General features: G+C 67.2%; 12 protein-coding genes and 2 tRNA genes. 13 read left to right on the top strand and 1 reads right to left on the bottom strand.

What is annotated here, in order from left to right; translation table 11 throughout:
• Positions 1-459 precede the first annotated feature (459 nt).
• The 11 genes from E2F46_RS01185 (at position 460) to E2F46_RS01135 (ending at position 11,040) form a co-directional block, all read left to right on the top strand.
• On the top strand, positions 460-3,051 hold the full coding sequence (locus E2F46_RS01185; protein ID WP_133320351.1) for a TonB-dependent receptor: 2,592 nt from the start codon (positions 460-462) through the stop codon (positions 3,049-3,051).
• Between the two features lie 116 nt (positions 3,052-3,167).
• A complete protein-coding gene (locus tag E2F46_RS01180) occupies positions 3,168-3,671 on the top strand; it encodes a CinA family protein (RefSeq protein WP_165967313.1) in 504 nt (167 codons plus the stop codon).
• 17 nt (positions 3,672-3,688) lie between these two features.
• Positions 3,689-4,327 carry a transcriptional repressor LexA gene (gene lexA / locus E2F46_RS01175; protein ID WP_133320350.1) on the top strand — a complete coding sequence of 213 codons (639 nt, stop codon included), beginning with the start codon at positions 3,689-3,691 and terminating at the stop codon, positions 4,325-4,327.
• A gap of 160 nt (positions 4,328-4,487) precedes the next feature.
• Positions 4,488-5,525, top strand: coding sequence for a recombinase RecA (gene recA / locus E2F46_RS01170; RefSeq protein ID WP_133320349.1), 1,038 nt, complete (start codon positions 4,488-4,490; stop codon positions 5,523-5,525).
• 99 nt (positions 5,526-5,624) lie between these two features.
• Positions 5,625-6,035: a putative quinol monooxygenase gene (locus tag E2F46_RS01165; protein ID WP_243720255.1), complete on the top strand. Its 411-nt coding sequence runs from the start codon at positions 5,625-5,627 to the stop codon at positions 6,033-6,035.
• The gene (recX, locus tag E2F46_RS01160; protein ID WP_133320348.1) at positions 6,032-6,520 is read left to right on the top strand and encodes a recombination regulator RecX; all 489 of its coding nucleotides are present in this window, start codon (positions 6,032-6,034) and stop codon (positions 6,518-6,520) included. The genes E2F46_RS01165 and recX overlap by 4 nt, the downstream gene beginning before the upstream one ends.
• 114 nt (positions 6,521-6,634) lie before the next feature.
• Entirely contained in the window at positions 6,635-9,277 is a 2,643-nt protein-coding gene (gene alaS, locus E2F46_RS01155; RefSeq protein WP_133320347.1) for an alanine--tRNA ligase, read from the top strand.
• A gap of 145 nt (positions 9,278-9,422) precedes the next feature.
• Complete coding sequence (gene csrA, locus E2F46_RS01150; RefSeq protein ID WP_133320346.1) at positions 9,423-9,626, top strand: carbon storage regulator CsrA; 204 nt, start codon at positions 9,423-9,425, stop codon at positions 9,624-9,626.
• Between the two features lie 74 nt (positions 9,627-9,700).
• A tRNA-Ser gene (locus E2F46_RS01145) sits at positions 9,701-9,793 on the top strand.
• A 64-nt stretch (positions 9,794-9,857) separates the two neighbouring features.
• Positions 9,858-9,934: transfer RNA gene (locus E2F46_RS01140), tRNA-Arg, on the top strand.
• Between the two features lie 407 nt (positions 9,935-10,341).
• Positions 10,342-11,040 (top strand): 4'-phosphopantetheinyl transferase family protein, encoded by a 699-nt coding sequence (locus E2F46_RS01135; RefSeq protein WP_133320345.1) that lies wholly within the window; start codon positions 10,342-10,344, stop codon positions 11,038-11,040.
• A gap of 4 nt (positions 11,041-11,044) precedes the next feature.
• Here E2F46_RS01135 and E2F46_RS01130 read toward each other — a convergent pair whose 3' ends face one another.
• On the bottom strand, positions 11,045-11,794 hold the full coding sequence (locus E2F46_RS01130) for a thioesterase II family protein (protein WP_133320344.1): 750 nt from the start codon (positions 11,792-11,794) through the stop codon (positions 11,045-11,047).
• Positions 11,795-12,098: 304 nt separating this feature from the next.
• On the opposite strand from E2F46_RS01130, the gene E2F46_RS01125 reads away from it, so the two are divergent.
• Together E2F46_RS01125 and E2F46_RS01120 are read left to right on the top strand one after the other, a co-directional pair.
• A complete protein-coding gene (locus tag E2F46_RS01125) occupies positions 12,099-14,231 on the top strand; it encodes an HAD-IIIC family phosphatase (RefSeq protein ID WP_165967312.1) in 2,133 nt (710 codons plus the stop codon).
• Positions 14,228-17,095, top strand: a complete 2,868-nt coding sequence (locus E2F46_RS01120; protein WP_133320342.1) for a type I polyketide synthase — start codon at positions 14,228-14,230, stop codon at positions 17,093-17,095. The genes E2F46_RS01125 and E2F46_RS01120 overlap by 4 nt, the downstream gene beginning before the upstream one ends.
• The last annotated feature ends 6 nt before the right edge of the window (positions 17,096-17,101 follow it).

Genomic DNA, 17,101 nt, shown 5'->3' with positions numbered 1-17,101 from the left:
CGGAAAACTGGGGAAACAAGAGCGTTATCTGAACATACGCCAATGGTGCTTCATCAAAGGCGTGTGCTCGGCCCGCGGGGCAGCGTCGCCGGCGTCTTTGGGGGAGGGAGTCTTCAAGGTCGTGCCGCGCGCGTCGCAGGGTGTCGGATCAGCCCTCTATTCTGACAATTCGGGGCGATGCGTGCGCCGCGCCCTGACCTGGCTGGCTGACGACCCCAAATCTGCTGCAGGGCAGCAACGACCAGGTCGGGCATGACCGCCGGCACATACGCATGCGTCCGGAAAGTGTGTTAGGTTTTCGTTGGTTTTGTGTCATGCCAACGCGATGGTGCCCGGTCAGTCCCCCACGCCGACCGGTACGCCACGCACCCATCTCCCCGGGAGCGGGGGAGGTGGCGTTTGCTCGTACCGCGCCAACCACGATCTTGCATTTCCACCACTTCAGGTTAGGGGGACACCATGGCTTCTCGCCACCCGCAGCGCAATGTTCTGACCACCGCCGTGTTCGCGGCACTCGCTTCCTTCACCCTGCCTGCGCTCGCGCAGGACGCCCCTTCCGCTTCGGAGGAAGAACCCCGTTCCCTCGCCACGATGGTGGTGACTGCGCAGAAGCGCGAAGAACAGATGCAGGACGTGCCGATCTCGGTGACCGCGCTTGATGAGCGCCTGTTGCAGGACACCGGCGTGCGCGACATCAAGGACATGCAGATCCTGGTGCCGGGCCTGACCGTCACCAGCACCCAGAACGAAGCCATCACCACCGCGCGTATCCGCGGCATCGGCACCGTGGGCGACAACGTCGGCCTGGAATCCTCGGTCGGCGTGGTCATCGATGGCGTGTACCGCCCGCGCAACAGCGTTGGTTTCGGCGACCTCGGGCAGATGGAGCGCATCGAAGTGCTGAAGGGCCCGCAGGGCACGGTGTTCGGCAAGAACACCTCGGCGGGCGTGATCAACGTGGTCACCCGTCGTCCCAGCTACTCGCAGAGCGCCGAGGCCGAGGTCACCGCCGGCAACTACGGCGCACTGGGCGTGTCGGCCAGCTACAACGATGCCATCAGCGACAACATGGCGTTCAACGTTTTCGCCGCCAAGCGCAAGCGCGATGGCTGGATGGACGTCCGCACCGGCCCCGGCCCGCGCCAGGAAACGGACGATTACGACCAGAACTTCCACACCCTGCGCGGCAAGCTGCTGATCGAGCCGAGCGACAACCTCGACATCGTGTTCTCGGCCGACTACACCAGCCGTGAGGAGAACTGCTGTACGGCGGTGCAGACGGTGGTGGGCGCGACCGGCGCGATCCTCAACGGCCTGGTCCGGGCCGAGCTTGGCCCCAATGCGTCCGCGGTCGCCGCCCCAGGCGACGATCCGTTCGACCGCATGGCCTACAGCAACCGCCCGACCAGTCAGGACATCAAGGACAAGGGCGTGTCGATGGAGGTCAACTGGGACGCGTCCTGGCTGGGGGGCGCCACGCTGACCTCGATCACCGCCTCTCGCGACTGGCAGGCCATCAATGGCCTGGATTTCGACTTCAGCGGCGCCGACATCCTGTACCGCAACGCCGACGAGGACGAGTCGTTCACCGGCTTCAAGACCTTCAGCCAGGAGTTCCGCCTGACCGGCTCGGCCGATCGCCTCGACTGGATGGTCGGCATGTTCTATTCCGACGAGGACTTGCGCCGCAACGAGACCTACCGCATCGGGCGGCACTACGAGCCTTACCTGTCGATCGCACTGCTGTCGCTGGTCAACCCGGCGCTTGGCCAGCTTCCGAATGCACCGACGTTCCTCGCCGATGCCACCGGGCGTCCGTTCGGCACCGTGTTCGCCGGCTTTGGCGCCAACGACCGCTACGAACAGAATGCCAAGACGCTTGCGCTGTTCACCAACAACACCTGGCGTGCCACCGATGCGCTGGACCTGACCCTCGGCCTGCGCTACACCCGCGAGGACAAGGAGCTGACCTCGGTCTACAGCAATCCAAACGGCAGCCCGGGTTGTGCCGCCATGCTGCAGCCCACGGTGGGCCAGCAGCGCATTGCGGCAGCGCTCCTCGCGCGTGGCGTGCCCGCGGCGGCGCTGCCCCAGGTCATTCCGCAGGTCATCGGCTATGGCTGCCTGCCTTGGGCCAACCCGCTGCACAACGGCCGCAATACCTTCCAGGAAAGCGAAGAGAAGGAGTGGTCAGGTACGGTCAAGGCGGCTTACCGCTGGAACGAGAACGTGATGACCTACGCCTCGGCCGCGCGCGGCTACAAGGGCGGTGGCTTCAACCTCGACCGCGTGCAGTCCGCCACCGGCCAGTCGATCGATGGCCAAGGCATCATCCCGGTCAACGATACGTCGTTCGGTGGCGAGTTCGTCGACAGCTACGAGTTGGGTGCCAAGACCACCTGGGCGGATGGCACCTTGCTGCTCAATGCCACGCTGTTCCACCAGGAGTACGAGGACTTCCAGCTCAACAGCTTCCTCGGCACCAGCTTCGTGGTGCGTTCGATCCCGAAGGTCACCTCGACCGGACTGGACGCCGAGATCCTGTGGCAGCCGCGGGCGGTGATGGGCCTCATGCTGCAGGGCGGGCTGATGTATGCCGATACCAAGTTCGGCAGCAACATCCCGGGCGTGGACTTCATCGAGCCCACCGGCGCGCTGTACAAGCTGCCGGGCGCGACGATGCCGTTCGTGCCTGAGTGGTCGGGCTCGCTGGCGGCCACGTACGAGTGGGATTTCTCCGACAACCTGATCGGCCGCTTCAACATCGGCGGCAAGTACATGGGGGCCTACAACACCGGCTCCGACCTCGACGTCGAGAAGCACCAGAAGGCGTATACGGTGTTCAACGCGCGCTTCGGCTTCGGTCGTGGCGATGGTCGCTGGATGGTCGAACTGTGGGGCACCAACATCACCGACACCGAGTACGTGCAGGTCGGGTTCGATGGCCCGCTGCAGAACGTCTCGCCAGTGCCGGGCAACCCGTTCAACACCTACAACGCGTTCCTCGGCGCGCCGCGGATGTACGGCATCACCTTCCGCACCCGCTACTGATCCACGTTGCCAGCGAAGCCCGCGCATCCCTGATGCGCGGGCTTTGCTTTTGGCGGCCACGACAGGCGAGGGCGATTCGGGTACAAATGGGCGCCCCGACGATCGCCATGATGCGCATGCCCGACGCCATCCCCACCGACGACGACCTCCGCACGCTGGCCGATGACCTGGGCATCCGTCTGCGCGCCGGCCACCACATGCTGGTCACGGCCGAAAGCTGCACCGGCGGCTGGATCGCGAAGGTCGTCACCGATATCGCCGGATCGTCCGAGTGGTTCGACTGCGGCATGGCCGTCTACAGCTACGAGGCCAAGCAGGCGATGTTGGGCGTACGTCCGCAAACGCTCGAGGAGCATGGCGCGGTCAGCCGCGAAACGGCGATCGAAATGGTGTCCGGCGCGCTGGTGCACTCCGGCGCCAGCATCGCGGTGGCGGTAACCGGTATCGCCGGGCCCGGGGGCGGTGCCCCCGACAAGCCGGTCGGTACCGTCTGGATCGCCTGGAAGCGGCGCGGCGGCTATGCCTCGGCGGACGTGTTCCATTTCGAGGGCGATCGGGAGGCCGTTCGTCGACAGACGGTCGCCCGCGCGCTGCGAGGGCTTGCGGAGGCAGCGGGTTAGTAGTATTACTACTAACCATGAAGATCACCGACACCCAGCAGGCCATCCTCGAACTGATCGCCGAACGGATCGAGGCCGAGGGCATGCCGCCTTCGCAGGCCGAGATCGCCCGGGCCTTCGGCTTCAGTAGCGTCCGTGCGGCGCAGTACCACCTCGAGGCGCTGGAGGCATCCGGCGCCATCGAGCGCGTGCCTGGCCGCGCCCGCGGGATCCGCTTGCTGAAGCCGGTGTTGCCGCCGCAGTCCGAACTCGCCCTGCCTGCCAACGACGACACGCTGCAATTGCCGGTGCTGGGCCAGGTGGCCGCGGGCCTGCCGATCGGCGCCGACATCGGCAGCGACCAGGTGGTGCTGATGGACCGCGCGCTGTTCTCGCCCGCGCCGGACTACCTGCTGAAGGTCAAGGGTGATTCGATGATCGACGAAGGCATCTTCGAAGGCGACCTGATCGGCGTGCATCGCACCCGGGAGGCGCGCAGCGGGCAGATCGTCGTCGCGCGCGTGGACGATGCCGTGACCGTGAAGCTGCTCAAGATCGGCAAGGACCGCATCCGCCTGCTGCCGCGCAACCCTGATTACGCCCCCATCGAGGTGCAACCCGACCAGGAGTTCGCCATCGAGGGCCTGTACTGCGGACTGGTCAGGCCCAACCGGTGATCGCGATGGGGTGTTCCCTGACAGCCGCGGGCGGCATCGGCTGGCATGCCGCGGCCGGGCACGCCACTAGTTTCGAACCTGGCGCCCGCGTCGCAGCCTGTGCGATGGACGCCTGCAAGGATGCACCCAACACGAACCCACGATGACAAGGATCACGAAGATGGACGAAAACAAGAAGCGCGCGCTGTCGGCCGCCCTGACCCAGATCGAGAAGCAGTTCGGCAAGGGCTCGGTGATGCGCATGGGCGACGGCAACGTCGAGGCGGCGGAAGTCATCGGCACCGGTTCGCTGATGCTGGACCTGGCGCTGGGCATCGGCGGCCTGCCCAAGGGGCGCGTGGTCGAGATCTACGGGCCGGAATCCTCGGGCAAGACCACGCTGACACTGCAGACGATCGCACAGTGCCAGAAGGCGGGCGGCACCGCGGCCTTCATCGATGCCGAACACGCGCTCGACCCTGCCTACGCGCAGAAGCTCGGCGTGAACATGGACGACCTGCTGGTGTCGCAGCCCGATACCGGCGAGCAGGCGCTCGAGATCGCCGACATGCTGGTGCGCTCCAATGCGGTGGACATGGTGGTGGTGGACTCGGTTGCCGCGCTCACGCCGCGAGCCGAGATCGAGGGCGAGATGGGCGACCAGCTCCCTGGCCTGCAGGCGCGGCTGATGAGCCAGGCGCTGCGCAAGCTGACCGGCAACATCAAGCGCAGCAACTGCATGGTGATCTTCATCAACCAGCTGCGCATGAAGATCGGCATCATGATGCCGGGCCAGAGCCCGGAAACCACCACGGGCGGCAACGCGCTGAAGTTCTATGCCTCGGTGCGCCTGGACATCCGCCGCATCGGCGCGATCAAGAAGGGCGACGAGATCATCGGCAACCAGACCCGGATCAAGGTGGTCAAGAACAAGATGGCGCCGCCGTTCAAGCAGGTCATCACCGAAATCCTCTACGGCGAGGGCATCAGCCGCGAGGGTGAGCTGATCGACATGGGTGTCGACGCCAAGCTGGTCGACAAGGCCGGCGCCTGGTACAGCTACAACGATGAACGCATCGGCCAAGGCAAGGAGAACGCCCGCAACTACCTCAAGGAAAACCCGCACCTGGCGACCAAGCTGGAAGGCGAGCTGCGCGAGAAGTTCCAGCCGGCCGAAGCCAAGCGCGACGAGTCGGACGATGGCGTCGCCGAGGATTGATCTTCGTGGCCAGGGATGGCGTTTCCACTTGCAACCCTCTCCGGAGACGGGGAGGGTTGTACTGTTTTGGCAGCAGCATCCTGCGTTGCCGGAGGCGCGGTGACAACGCGCCGTGATTTCGTCGTTTCGGTCTTCGCCATGGCGGCAATGCAGTCCGTGCCAGCGTTTCCGACCCTGCCCGCTTCGGGCAATGGAGCCTCCATGTTTGGTTTGATCGGCAACATCAAGGCGGTGCCGGGCCAGCGCGATGCGTTGCTGGCGATCCTGCTGGAGAACGCGGGGCGGATGCCCGGATGCCTGGCCTATGTGGTGGCGGAAGATACCGCCGACGCGGAGGGCATTTGGATCACCGAGGTCTGGGACAGTGCGGCCAGCCACAAGGCATCGCTATCGATTGCCGCCGTACGCGACGCGATTGATCGTGCCAAACCGATCATCGCCGGTTTCGGGCAATTCATCGAAACCCGTCCCCGCGGTGGTCATGGGCTGGCGGCCATCGCGCCGGCATGAGCGAACCCTCGCGTCCTCGCCGGCAGCGTGCGCCGTTGACGGCGACCCAGCGAGCGCTGGCGCTGTTGACACGCCGCGAGCACTCCCGCAAGGAGCTGACGCGCAAGCTGGCCTCGCGCGGCGTGGAGACGACCGAGATCGAGGCCGCGGTTGCGCGGCTGGCGGGGGAGGGCTGGCAGGACGATGGCCGTTTCGCCGAGTCGCTGGTGCGCAGCCGGGTGGGCAGCGGCTACGGGCCCAGGCATATCCGGGCGGAGCTGGGGACGCATGGGCTGGATGCAGGGACGATCGCTTCGGCAATGGCCTCTTTCGACGGGGACTGGACGGACGTAGCGCGCGACCTGGTCCGGCGCCGGTTCGGTGAAGACGGCCCAACCGGCCAGGCGCAGCTGCGCAAGGCGGCCGAATTGCTGATCCGCCGGGGGTTCGATGGCGACACCATCCGCATCGCGACCCGGGTCGCCCCGGAAGAAGCCGGCGACTGAACCCCGGCCGGTTTGATAATCTGGCGGCTTGTCTGGGTTGTCTGCTCTGGCCATGGGCCTCGTCTTGGGGTGTCGCGGGACGGAACGGATGGCCCGCCCGCTGCCAGGCCCGCCATGACCAACCCCACTGCATATACGACTGCGCGCATCCGCAGCGATTTCCTCGAGTTTTTCCGCGGCAAGGGCCATGAGATCGTGCCGTCCGCACCGCTGGTGCCCGCGAACGACCCGACCCTGCTGTTCACCAACTCGGGCATGGTGCAGTTCAAGGACGTGTTCCTGGGCGCCGAGAAGCGCGTCAACCCGCGCGCCGCCGACGTGCAGCGCTGCCTGCGCGCCGGTGGCAAGCACAACGACCTCGATTCGGTCGGCTACACCGCACGCCACCACACCTTCTTCGAGATGCTTGGCAACTGGTCGTTCGGCGACTACTTCAAGAAGGAGGCGATCGCCTGGGCCTGGGAACTGCTGACCGGCGTCTGGGGCTTGCCGAAGGAGCGCCTGCTGGTCACGGTCTACCACACCGACGACGAAGCCTACGCCTTGTGGCACGACATGATCGGCGTTCCGGCCGAGCGCATCGTCCGCATCGGCGACAACAAGGGTGCGCCGTTCGCCTCCGACAACTTCTGGCAAATGGCCGATACCGGCCCCTGCGGTCCCTGCAGCGAGATCTTCTACGACCACGGTCCCGCGCACTTCGGCGGCCCGCCCGGCTCGCCGGACGAGGATGGCGACCGCTACATCGAGATCTGGAACCTGGTGTTCATGCAGTTCGACAAGCAACCGGATGGCACGCTGGTCCCGCTACCGGCGCCCTGCGTCGATACCGGCATGGGGCTGGAACGGCTGGCCGCCGTGCTGCAGGGCGTGCACAGCAACTACGAGATCGACCTGTTCGACGCGCTTATCCGCAAGGCGTCGGTACTCACGGGCACGCCGGACCTGCAGGACAAGTCGCTGCGCGTGATCGCCGACCATATCCGTGCGTGCAGTTTCCTGATCGTCGATGGCGTGCTGCCGTCGAACGAGGGCCGCGGCTACGTACTGCGCCGGATCATCCGTCGCGCATTGCGCCATGGCTGGATGCTTGGCGTGCGCCAGCCGTTTTTCCACCAGCTGGTCGAAACGCTGGACGCGCTGATGGGCGATGCCTATCCCGAGCTGCGCGCCAAGCGGGACTTCGTCGGCAAGGCGCTGCTGGCGGAGGAAGAACGCTTTGCCGAGACGCTCGATGCCGGCATGAAGATCTTCGATGACGTGGCCGCGAAATCCGGTGGCGCCATCCCGGGCGCGGACGCCTTCCGTCTGTACGACACGTATGGGTTCCCACTGGACCTCACCCAGGACATCGCGCGCGAGCGCGGCCTGTCGGTCGATATCGCCGGGTTTGAATCGGCGATGGAGAAGCAGCGCGAAACCGCCCGCGCGGCCGGGAGGTTCGGTGGTGGCGTACAGTTGCCGGCGGACCTGGTCGCCCAACTGCAGCCCACTCGATTCGTCGGCTACGACCGTCTGCATGAAGCTGGCCTGGTGGTGTTGGCGCTGCTGAAGGACGGACGCCCGGTGGAGTCCATCGACGCGGGTGACGCGGCCATCGTGATCCTCGATCGCACGCCGTTCTACGCCGAATCGGGCGGGCAGGTGGGCGATACCGGTGAACTGGACGGGCACGGTGTGCGCTTCCGCGTCGATGACACGCTCAAGCTGGCCGGCCAGTTCCACGCCCATGTGGGCACGCTCGCCAGCGGCAGCCTGAGACGCGGAGACCACCTGCTTGGCGCCGTCGATGCCGAGCGCCGTGGCAGCACCCTGCTCAACCACAGCGCGACGCATCTGCTGCATGGCGCGCTGCGCGGCCTGCTGGGCACCCACGTGGCACAGAAGGGCTCGTTGGTCGCCCCGGACCGGCTGCGCTTCGACTTCTCCCACTTCCAGCCTGTCGCTTCCGGGCAGTTGGCCGAGATCGAGCGCCTGGTCAACGCCGAAGTGCGCGCCGACCATCCGGTCGAAACCCGCGAGATGGCGATGCAGGAGGCCATCGATGCCGGTGCCATCGCGTTGTTCGGCGAGAAGTATGGCGAGCGCGTCCGCGTAGTGAAGATGGGCGATTCGGTCGAACTGTGCGGTGGTACCCACGTCGCGCGCACTGGCGGCATCGGCCTGTTCAAGCTGGTGTCCGAAGGCGGTGTCTCGGCCGGCGTGCGGCGTATCGAAGCGCTCACGGGGCAGGCGGCCCTGGACCACGTCGCGGCCGAGGAGCAGCGGCTGAAGGACGTCGCCGGATTGTTGGGGGGAACCACCGCCGAATCGATCGACAAGCTGCGTGCGTTGCTGGACCGCCAGAAGAAGCTGGAGCGGGAACTCGATGCGCTCAAGGCCAAGGCGGCCAGTGGGGCGACCAGCAGCCTTGCCGACCAGGCGGTGGAGGTCGATGGCATCAAGGTCGTGGCTGCGCGCCTGGAGAACGTGGATGCCAAGGCGTTGCGCGATGCGATCGACCGCCTGCGCCAGCAACTGGGCGATGCGGTGGTGGTGCTGGCCGGCGTGCAGGATGGCAAGGCGGCGCTGGCGGCAGGCGTAGGTGGCGCCGCGGCGGGCCGGGTCAAGGCCGGAGAGTTGTTGGCAAAAGTCGCGGCGAAGGCGGGCGGCAAAGCCGGAGGGCGACCCGACATGGCGCAGGGCGGGGGCATCGATGGCCCCGGCCTGGTGCAGGCGTTGGTGGAGGTTCCGGGGATGATCGGGTCGGGTTCGTGACCACCTTCACGGCAGCATGACTTCCGTAGCTTGACCCTATGCCCGTCGGAGGACATGCTTCACGTTTCTGAATTCTGGGCCGTACGGCACCGTCCTTGGGGGCGGCGCGGCCATCGAACGGGCCAAGGCCCATGGAGATTCCCGAATGTTGATTTTGACCCGCCGGGTCGGCGAAACCCTGATGATCGGAGATTCCGTCACCGTGACGGTGCTTGGCGTCAAGGGCAACCAGGTGCGCATCGGCATTACCGCGCCGAAGGACGTGGCGGTGCACCGCGAAGAGATCTACCAGCGCATCCGCCGCGGTGAGGGCGTCGAAGCGCCGGTGGATTCGGACTCGCAGGACTGACATTTGCCAGCACGCAGGGCAAGCCGGTATCCTTCGCGGCTCGCTGCGACGTGGTTACCGGATGTCGCAGCCCCGGAGACTTGCCCGAGTGGCTGAAGGGGCTCCCCTGCTAAGGGAGTATGGGGCCAAAAACTCCATCGAGGGTTCGAATCCCTCAGTCTCCGCCAGTTTCATCCCGTGACGAATTGACGGATGCCCAGTCGATTCGGCACAATTCCGCTTCTGCACAACGCGCCCGTAGCTCAGTTGGATAGAGCACCAGGCTACGAACTTGGGGGTCGGAGGTTCGAATCCTTCCGGGCGCGCCACTTGCAAGAAAAACCGGCTCGCAGCCGGTTTTTTTTTGCGGATTTTGTCTTGCGCCGATCCGGCCTGGACGTTCGCTACATGCGCAGAAGTGCCTTCCGGGTGGGCACAGCCGCACAGTTCAACTGGTGTCCTGCATATCCGTGCTCTCACCTCCCGATGGGGCCGAGTGCAGCATGCCGCGAGGTATGCGGCGGCGAGAGGCGGCACGGCACCATCGTCGGCTGGGCCCCCGGCAGGCGTCCACGCCGGCGACCCGTTCGCTCGTGTTCGCTTGCGGTCGCCGGGCTGTCGGCCGGTTGCAACGGCCGCTGGCCACGACCGCGCGCATGTCGTGCGATGCTGGTGCCGTCCCGACGCGGAATTCGCCGTGCAACACGCCAGCCTGCGTACTGTATTCGCTGCCCGCATGTCGTCACGGCATGGGGCGGGTGGCGAAGGCGTTACGGTGGCGTCCAGTCGCTTGTCGTCGTGGAAGCCGTGGCTTGCGGATGCGGCCACCCTGCTCAGTGATGCCGAGCGCGCGCGCGCCGCGCGCATGAAGCATGCACGGGACGCGGAGGACCGCATGCTGGCCTATGCATTGCACAGGCTGGTGCTGGGCCGGCTGCTGTCGATGGATCCATGCGACGTGCCGCTGACCCGCGACAGGCACGGCTGCCCGTGCGTGGAAGGGCAGGCGTGCCAGACCAGCCTCAGCCACGCGCGGGACGCGGTGGCCATCGCAGTGAGCACGGCCGGTCCGGTAGGCGTCGACATCGAACACGCTTCCCGCGCCGCGAGCATGGAGGCCATTGCCGACGAGGTATTGCATCCGTCGGAGAGGATCGATCCGGATCATCCCCGTGCGCAACGCGGGCAATCCCTGCTGGAGACATGGGTACGCAAGGAAGCGTACCTGAAGGCCTCGGGCGTCGGCCTGCTGGTGCCGATGCCTGGTTTCGCGCTGCACCAGGGCGAACCCATGCGTCTCGCGCCGCACCCGGACGAGGGCGTCCGCGATGCCGTGGTTTCGACGACGCTGCTGTCGTTGCTGCCCGGCTACGCCCTGGCGTTGACCTGTGCGCCGGGGGTGGAGGTGCAGTCAATGCGCGTCGAGCCTGCTTGACGCCTCACCAGCGTGCAGGAGGCGGCAGACGTGCCGAGATGGACGCCACCAGCGCGTGACGGTGGCTTTCGATGAAGAAGTGGCCGCCGCCGAACTGCTCGATCGCGAAGTCCGCCGAGGTGCCCGCGCGCCAACCCTCCAGCGAGGACGGCGGCGTGCTCGGATCGTGCGCCCCGGCGAACACGGTCAACGGGCACGCCAGTGGTTGACCGGACGGGTCGCGATGGTCTTCCAGCAGACGCAGGTCGGCGCGCAGCACGGGTAGCGCGACGTCACGGATCTCCGGATGCGACAGGCTCGCAGGCAGCGCGCCGAAACGCGCCGCCATGCCGGCCAACAGCGCATCGTCATCGAGTGACCAGGCGGGGGCGGATGCCGTCGCGCCATCGCCGTGCCAAGGGCGGGCAGAGACGAAAAGATGCACCAGTCGCGGGGTGCCGGCGTGCTGCAGGCGATGCGCGAGGGCGTACGCCGCCAGTGCGCCCAGACTGTGGCCGAAGATGGCGGTCGGTTGCGGATGCAGGCTGCGGACACTGCCCTCCAGCGCATCGACCATCCGCTCCCAGCGGGTGAACGGTGCATCCGCCAGTCGGTCCTCGCGACCGGGGAACTGGACCGCGTAGGCCTCCACGTGCGGCGGCAGCGCATCGGGCCAGCCACGGAACAGGGATGCGCCGGCGCCGGCAAACGGCAGGCAGAGCAAGCGCACCGTGGCCATGGGCCGGGGCGACAGGCACTTGAGGCGCACCTCCATCACGACGTGCGGTGCCGCCAGGACGCCGGTGTCGACCGGTTCTGGCGCTGCAGGCCCGGGACGTCGCGGAACTGGGTGTGTGGGCCTGGACGGTGGTGCATGCCTGTCCTGTCGGGGCTCGGGAACCCGTTCTTTCGATCATACATGCGGCTTTCGTCTGGCTTGCGATGCGGCATGGCGCACTTCCGTTCCACCCGGCGTTTGCCACGGGGAAGAGACGTGGGCCGCCGAGGTTGCCGGACACGAACAGGGGCGGTGCGATGGCAGCGTGGTGCAGGGACCAGTGCGGGCAAGGGTGCGTGCCATGACGCAATCATCCGCCCTGTTCACGTTGTCCGGCACCTGGACGCTCGACCCGCTGTTGCCGGTGTTCGACTTCTGGCGTGAATACCTTGGCCTCGATGCCGAAGCGCAGGTGACGCCATACGCGCAGGTGTTCCAGCAGTTGCTCGACCCGGGCAGCGCGCTGCGGCGAAATAGCCGCGGTGCGAACTTCGTTTGCCTGCGCTGGGAAGACCTGTTGCCGGAGCCGGCAGCGACATCCACGAACGCCCATGCCCTGCTGGCGGCGCGGATCGATGAATTCGCGAATGCCTTGTCCGGTTTCGATCACGTGGTGCCTTGCATGGTGCTGGTGGGACCCTCCGACCCGACCAACCCGTCCTGGCGTGCCGCGAATGCCGCGCTCGGCGAAACGCTGGTGGGCTTGCATAACGTGCACGTCCTCGATGGCAACGAGGCGCTGCGACGCTACGGGGTGGCGCACGGCTTCGATGCCGCGTCCGAGCGCTTCGGCCATGTGCCGTACACGCCCGAAGCGCTCGCCGCCCTTGGGACGGTGCTGGTACGCGCGGCGATGGCCGCGCTGCGCAAGCCGGTCAAGCTGTTCGCCGTGGATGGCGACCACACCCTGTGGTCGGGCGTGGTGGGAGAGCAGGGCGTCGACGGACTGCGGGTCGATGCCGGCCACCTGGCGCTGCAGCGCATGCTGTCTGCGCAAACCGGCAGCGGACGGTTGTTGTGCCTGCTGAGCAAGAACGAGGAGGCGGATGCGCGCGCGGTGTTCGAGCGCCGCGGGGACATGGCGTTGCGATGGGACGATTTCATCGAGCATCGCGTCGACTGGAACCCGAAGCCCGGCAACCTGCGCGAGCTGGCCTCGAGCCTGGAGCTTGGGCTGGATGGGATGGTCTTCCTCGACGACAACCCCGTGGAATGCGCGCAGATGCGTGCGCAGTCGCCCACCACGCTCACTGTGCGCGTGCCAGCCGACCCGGCAAGGCTCGAGGCCTTCGTCCAACACCTGTGGCTGTTCGACCATCACGCCACCACCGACGAGGACCGCAAGCGTGCAGGCATGTATCGCGACAACGCCGCGCGCGCCCGTTCACTGCGCGATGCCGGCTCGCTGCAGTCCTTCCTCGATGGGCTCGAACTGGTGGTGCAGATGGAACCACCCGCGGCGTCGGACGTGCCGCGACTGGCACAACTCTCCCAGCGTACCAACCAGTTCAATGCGAGCCTGGTGCGGTTGCAGGAAGGCGAAGTGCTGCAAGCGGGCGATGGCGCGTTCCACCGCGCGGTACGCGCCCGCGATCGCTTCGGGGACTACGGGCTGGTAGGACAGGTCCGCGGCAGGGCCGTCGGCGATCGACTGCAGATCGACCTGTTCATGCTGAGCTGCCGCGCGCTCGGCCGCGGCATCGAGCACCGGATGATCGCCGAGGCGGGGCGGCATGCACTGGCATCGGGCCTGTCTCGGGTGTCGATCCTGTTCCGGGCCGGTGAGCGCAACACGCCTGCCCGGCGCTTCCTCGAAGCGCAGTTCGGCGCGTTGGCGCAGGGCGATCCCGCCGCGTTCACGATGGACGCGGAACGTGCGGTCGGCATCGTGTTCGATGCCGTTGCCGCCGCTGCCGTACCTGCAGACGACGTCGATACGTCGGTCATCGCACCCGCAGCACGCGATGCGACCGACCTTGGCGAGGTCTACGAGCGCATCGCACACGAACTGACGACGGCCGCGGAGATCGAACGCGCCATCGCCGCGCGCGGCCAGCCGCGGCCCGAACTTGCGGTGGGATTCGTCGCGCCTGCGCCGGGGATGGAGCGTGACGTCGCCGGGATCTGGCAGCAGGCCCTTCGGATCGACCGCGTGGGAGCACGGGATCCATTCCGCGACCTGGGCGGCAAGTCGATCCACCTCGTGCAGGTGCACAGGCTGCTGCTGGAACGCCTTGGCATCGATGTCGACATCACCATCCTCTTCCAGCACCCCACGGTCGCATCGCTGGCGGCGCATCTCGCGCCAGATGGCGCCGCGGCACGCACCACCGACGCGGCGCAGCAGCGTGGCCAGCGCATGCGCGAGGCACAGGCGCGCGCGGCTGCAAGGCGACACGCGGGCGGGGGCACACAGACGAGGACAGGCACATGAGCCAGGAAGGGATTGCCATCATCGGCATGTCGGGGCGCTTCCCGGGCGCGCGCGATGTCGATGCGTTCTGGCGGAACATCAGGCAGGGCGTCGAATCGGTCACGCATTTCGATGCGTCCGAGCTCGACCTGCCGCTGGCCTCGCTCGCCACCGAGGACCCGAATGCGCGCTACATCTGCGCCAAGGGCATCCTCGACGACGTCGACCAGTTCGATGCGCGCTTCTTCGGTTACCTGCCGCGCGAAGCGGAGCTGATGGACCCGCAGCACCGCATGTTCCTCGAGATCTGCTGGGAGGCGATGGAGCGTGCCGGGCACGACCCATCGCGGTATCCGGGCGCGGTCGGCGTGTATGCCGGCTGCTACATGGACACCTACCTGATGTGGAACCTGTGCTCGGACCCGGCGTTCCTGGCGCGGTTCATCGAATCGATCCAGGTGGGGTCACTGCAGACCGAGCTGGGCAACGACAAGGATTACCTGGCCACGCGCGTCGCCTTCAAGCTGGGCTTGCGCGGACCGGCGATGACGCTGCAGACCGCATGCTCGACCTCGCTGGTCGCGATCGCCACGGCGTGCCAAAGCCTGGCGTCGTACCAGTGCGACATGGCGCTGGCCGGTGGGGTGACCATCGTGTTGCCGCAGAAGAAGGGCTATTTCTACAAGGAAGGCAGCATGCTGTCGGCCGACGGGCATTGCCGCACCTTCGACGCCGATGCCGCGGGCACGGTGTTCAGCAATGGCGCGGCGGTGGTGTTGCTCAAGCGCGTGGAAGATGCGATCGCGGACGGCGACACCATCCATGCCGTGATCCGCGGCTACGCCACCAACAACGATGGCGCCGGCAAGGTCAGCTACACCGCACCCAGCGTGGACGGGCAGGCGGACGTGATCTCGATGGCGCTGGCGGTGGGCGACATCGACGCGCGCACCGTGGGCCTGGTGGAGGCGCACGGCACGGCCACGCCGATGGGCGATCCCATCGAGATCGCGGGCCTGACGGCCGCCTATCGCGCGCATACGCAGGACAACCAGTTCTGCGCGATCGGGTCGTTGAAGGCGAACCTGGGCCACCTCGACGTGGCCTCGGGGGCGATCGGCCTGATCAAGACGGCGCTTGCGGTGCATGAAGGCGTGCTGCCGCCGTCGATCAATTTCAGCAAGCCGAACCCGAAGATCGATTTCGCCAGCAGCCCCTTCTACGTGAACACTGCGCTGACGCCATGGCCGCAGGGCGAATGGCCGCGCCGTGCGGGGATCAGTTCGTTCGGCGTGGGCGGCACCAATGCGCACGTGGTGCTGGAGCAGGCGCCTGCGCCTGCGCCGGAGGGCGCCCGGCGCTCGCATGCGCTGCTGGTGCTGTCGGCGCGCAGCAAGGAGGCGCTTTCGGCGCAGGCGACACGCCTCGCCGACTGGCTGGAGGCGCATCCGGATGCGTCGCTCGACGACGTGGCCTACACCCTGCAGGTCGGTCGCCAGCAATTCGAGCACCGACGCATCGTGGTGGCTGCGGATATCCCGGGCGCCATCGCGTCACTGCGGTCGCCGCCGGCCCCGGGCGAATCCACCAAGCTGGACACCGCGGCCGCACGCATCGCCTTCATGTTCCCCGGGCAGGGCGCGCAGTACCCCGGCATGGCGCGCGCGCTCCATGCTTCCGAGCCCGCGTTCCGCGACATCGTCGATCGTTGCGGCGAAGCCCTGTGCGACGCCGGCATGGCGGTGCAGGACCCGCGTCCGCTGCTGCTATGGGACGCCGCGTCCTCGTCGCTCGATGCTGCGCAGGCGGCAGAGGCACTGGCACAGACCGACATGGCGCAGCCAGCCATTTTCACCATGGAAATGGCGCTCGCGACGCTGCTTGCCGGATGGGGCGTGCGCGCCGATGCGGTGCTGGGTCACAGTGTCGGCGAGTTTGCTGCGGCCTGCCTCGCCGGCGTCTTCGAACTGGAGGATGCCGTGCGGCTGGTGGCGACGCGCGGCAGGCTGATGCAGGCGCAGCCGCAGGGCACGATGCTGGCGGTGCGGGCACCGTTGCAGCAGGTGCAGCCACTGCTGCCCGATACGCTGTCCATCGCAGCCATCAATGCGCCGGGGCTGGTGGTGGCCAGTGGGCCGGACGACGCCATCGACGCGTTCGCCCAGGCATTGGCTGCGCAGGACATCCAGGCTACGCGGCTGGTGACTTCGCACGCGTTCCATTCCGCGATGATGGCGCCCGCACGCAAGCCGCTGGAGGAGGCCGTGGCTGCGGTCGACTCGCGACCTGCGGCGATCCCGGTGGTGTCCACCTCCACCGGCACGCGATTGCAGGCCGATGGCTTCCGCGACCCGGCGTACTGGGGCGCGCAACTGATGCGTCCGGTGCTGTTCGCCGATGCCGCCACCGAAGCAGCGAACGACGGCCTGGTACTGCTCGAGGTGGGGCCGGGCCGTACCTTGTCCACGCTGGCACGGCAGTCGCTCGACAAGCCCGGCCCGCTGGCAGTGCTGCCCAGCCTGGGTCCGGTGCAGGCGCCGGGGTCGGACGTGCAGCACTTGCTGCATGCCGTCGGGCAACTGTGGCTGGGCGGCGTGCAGCCTGATTGGCAGGCCCTGCAGCCTGGCCCGCGCAGGCGGGTCACGCTGCCGACGTATCCGTTCGAACGCAAGCGGTTCTGGGTGCAGCCAAAAGCGCTTGCCTCGCAGGGCGAGGGACAGGTGCACGACGCCGCGACGAGTGTTGCGACGACGGCAGCCAGCCACGCACTGCCTGCAAATCCGGCAACGACCGATGTGGAACACCTGATCCGGCTGCAGTTGTCCTTGATTGCCGAGCAGCTGGGCGCAATGGGTGACACGGGGACCGGTCGCGGCCCCGGATGACGTTAT

Source organism: Luteimonas aestuarii (assembly GCF_004357985.1).
GTDB classification, from domain to species: Bacteria; Pseudomonadota; Gammaproteobacteria; order Xanthomonadales; family Xanthomonadaceae; genus Luteimonas; species Luteimonas aestuarii.
Note: the sequence above shows the minus strand (reverse complement) of the source record. Positions and strands in the feature narration are given on the sequence as shown.

Coding starts and splice junctions, on each gene's coding strand:
- recA (WP_133320349.1), top strand. CDS start 4,488: ATGGACGAAAACAAGAAGCGCGCGCTGTCGGCCGCCCTGACCCAGATC.
- E2F46_RS01120 (WP_133320342.1), top strand. CDS start 14,228: ATGAGCCAGGAAGGGATTGCCATCATCGGCATGTCGGGGCGCTTCCCG.
- E2F46_RS01180 (WP_165967313.1), top strand. CDS start 3,168: ATGCCCGACGCCATCCCCACCGACGACGACCTCCGCACGCTGGCCGAT.
- csrA (WP_133320346.1), top strand. CDS start 9,423: ATGTTGATTTTGACCCGCCGGGTCGGCGAAACCCTGATGATCGGAGAT.
- E2F46_RS01125 (WP_165967312.1), top strand. CDS start 12,099: ATGACGCAATCATCCGCCCTGTTCACGTTGTCCGGCACCTGGACGCTC.
- alaS (WP_133320347.1), top strand. CDS start 6,635: ATGACCAACCCCACTGCATATACGACTGCGCGCATCCGCAGCGATTTC.
- E2F46_RS01185 (WP_133320351.1), top strand. CDS start 460: ATGGCTTCTCGCCACCCGCAGCGCAATGTTCTGACCACCGCCGTGTTC.
- lexA (WP_133320350.1), top strand. CDS start 3,689: ATGAAGATCACCGACACCCAGCAGGCCATCCTCGAACTGATCGCCGAA.
- E2F46_RS01135 (WP_133320345.1), top strand. CDS start 10,342: ATGTCGTCACGGCATGGGGCGGGTGGCGAAGGCGTTACGGTGGCGTCC.
- E2F46_RS01130 (WP_133320344.1), bottom strand. CDS start 11,794: ATGGAGGTGCGCCTCAAGTGCCTGTCGCCCCGGCCCATGGCCACGGTG.
- recX (WP_133320348.1), top strand. CDS start 6,032: ATGAGCGAACCCTCGCGTCCTCGCCGGCAGCGTGCGCCGTTGACGGCG.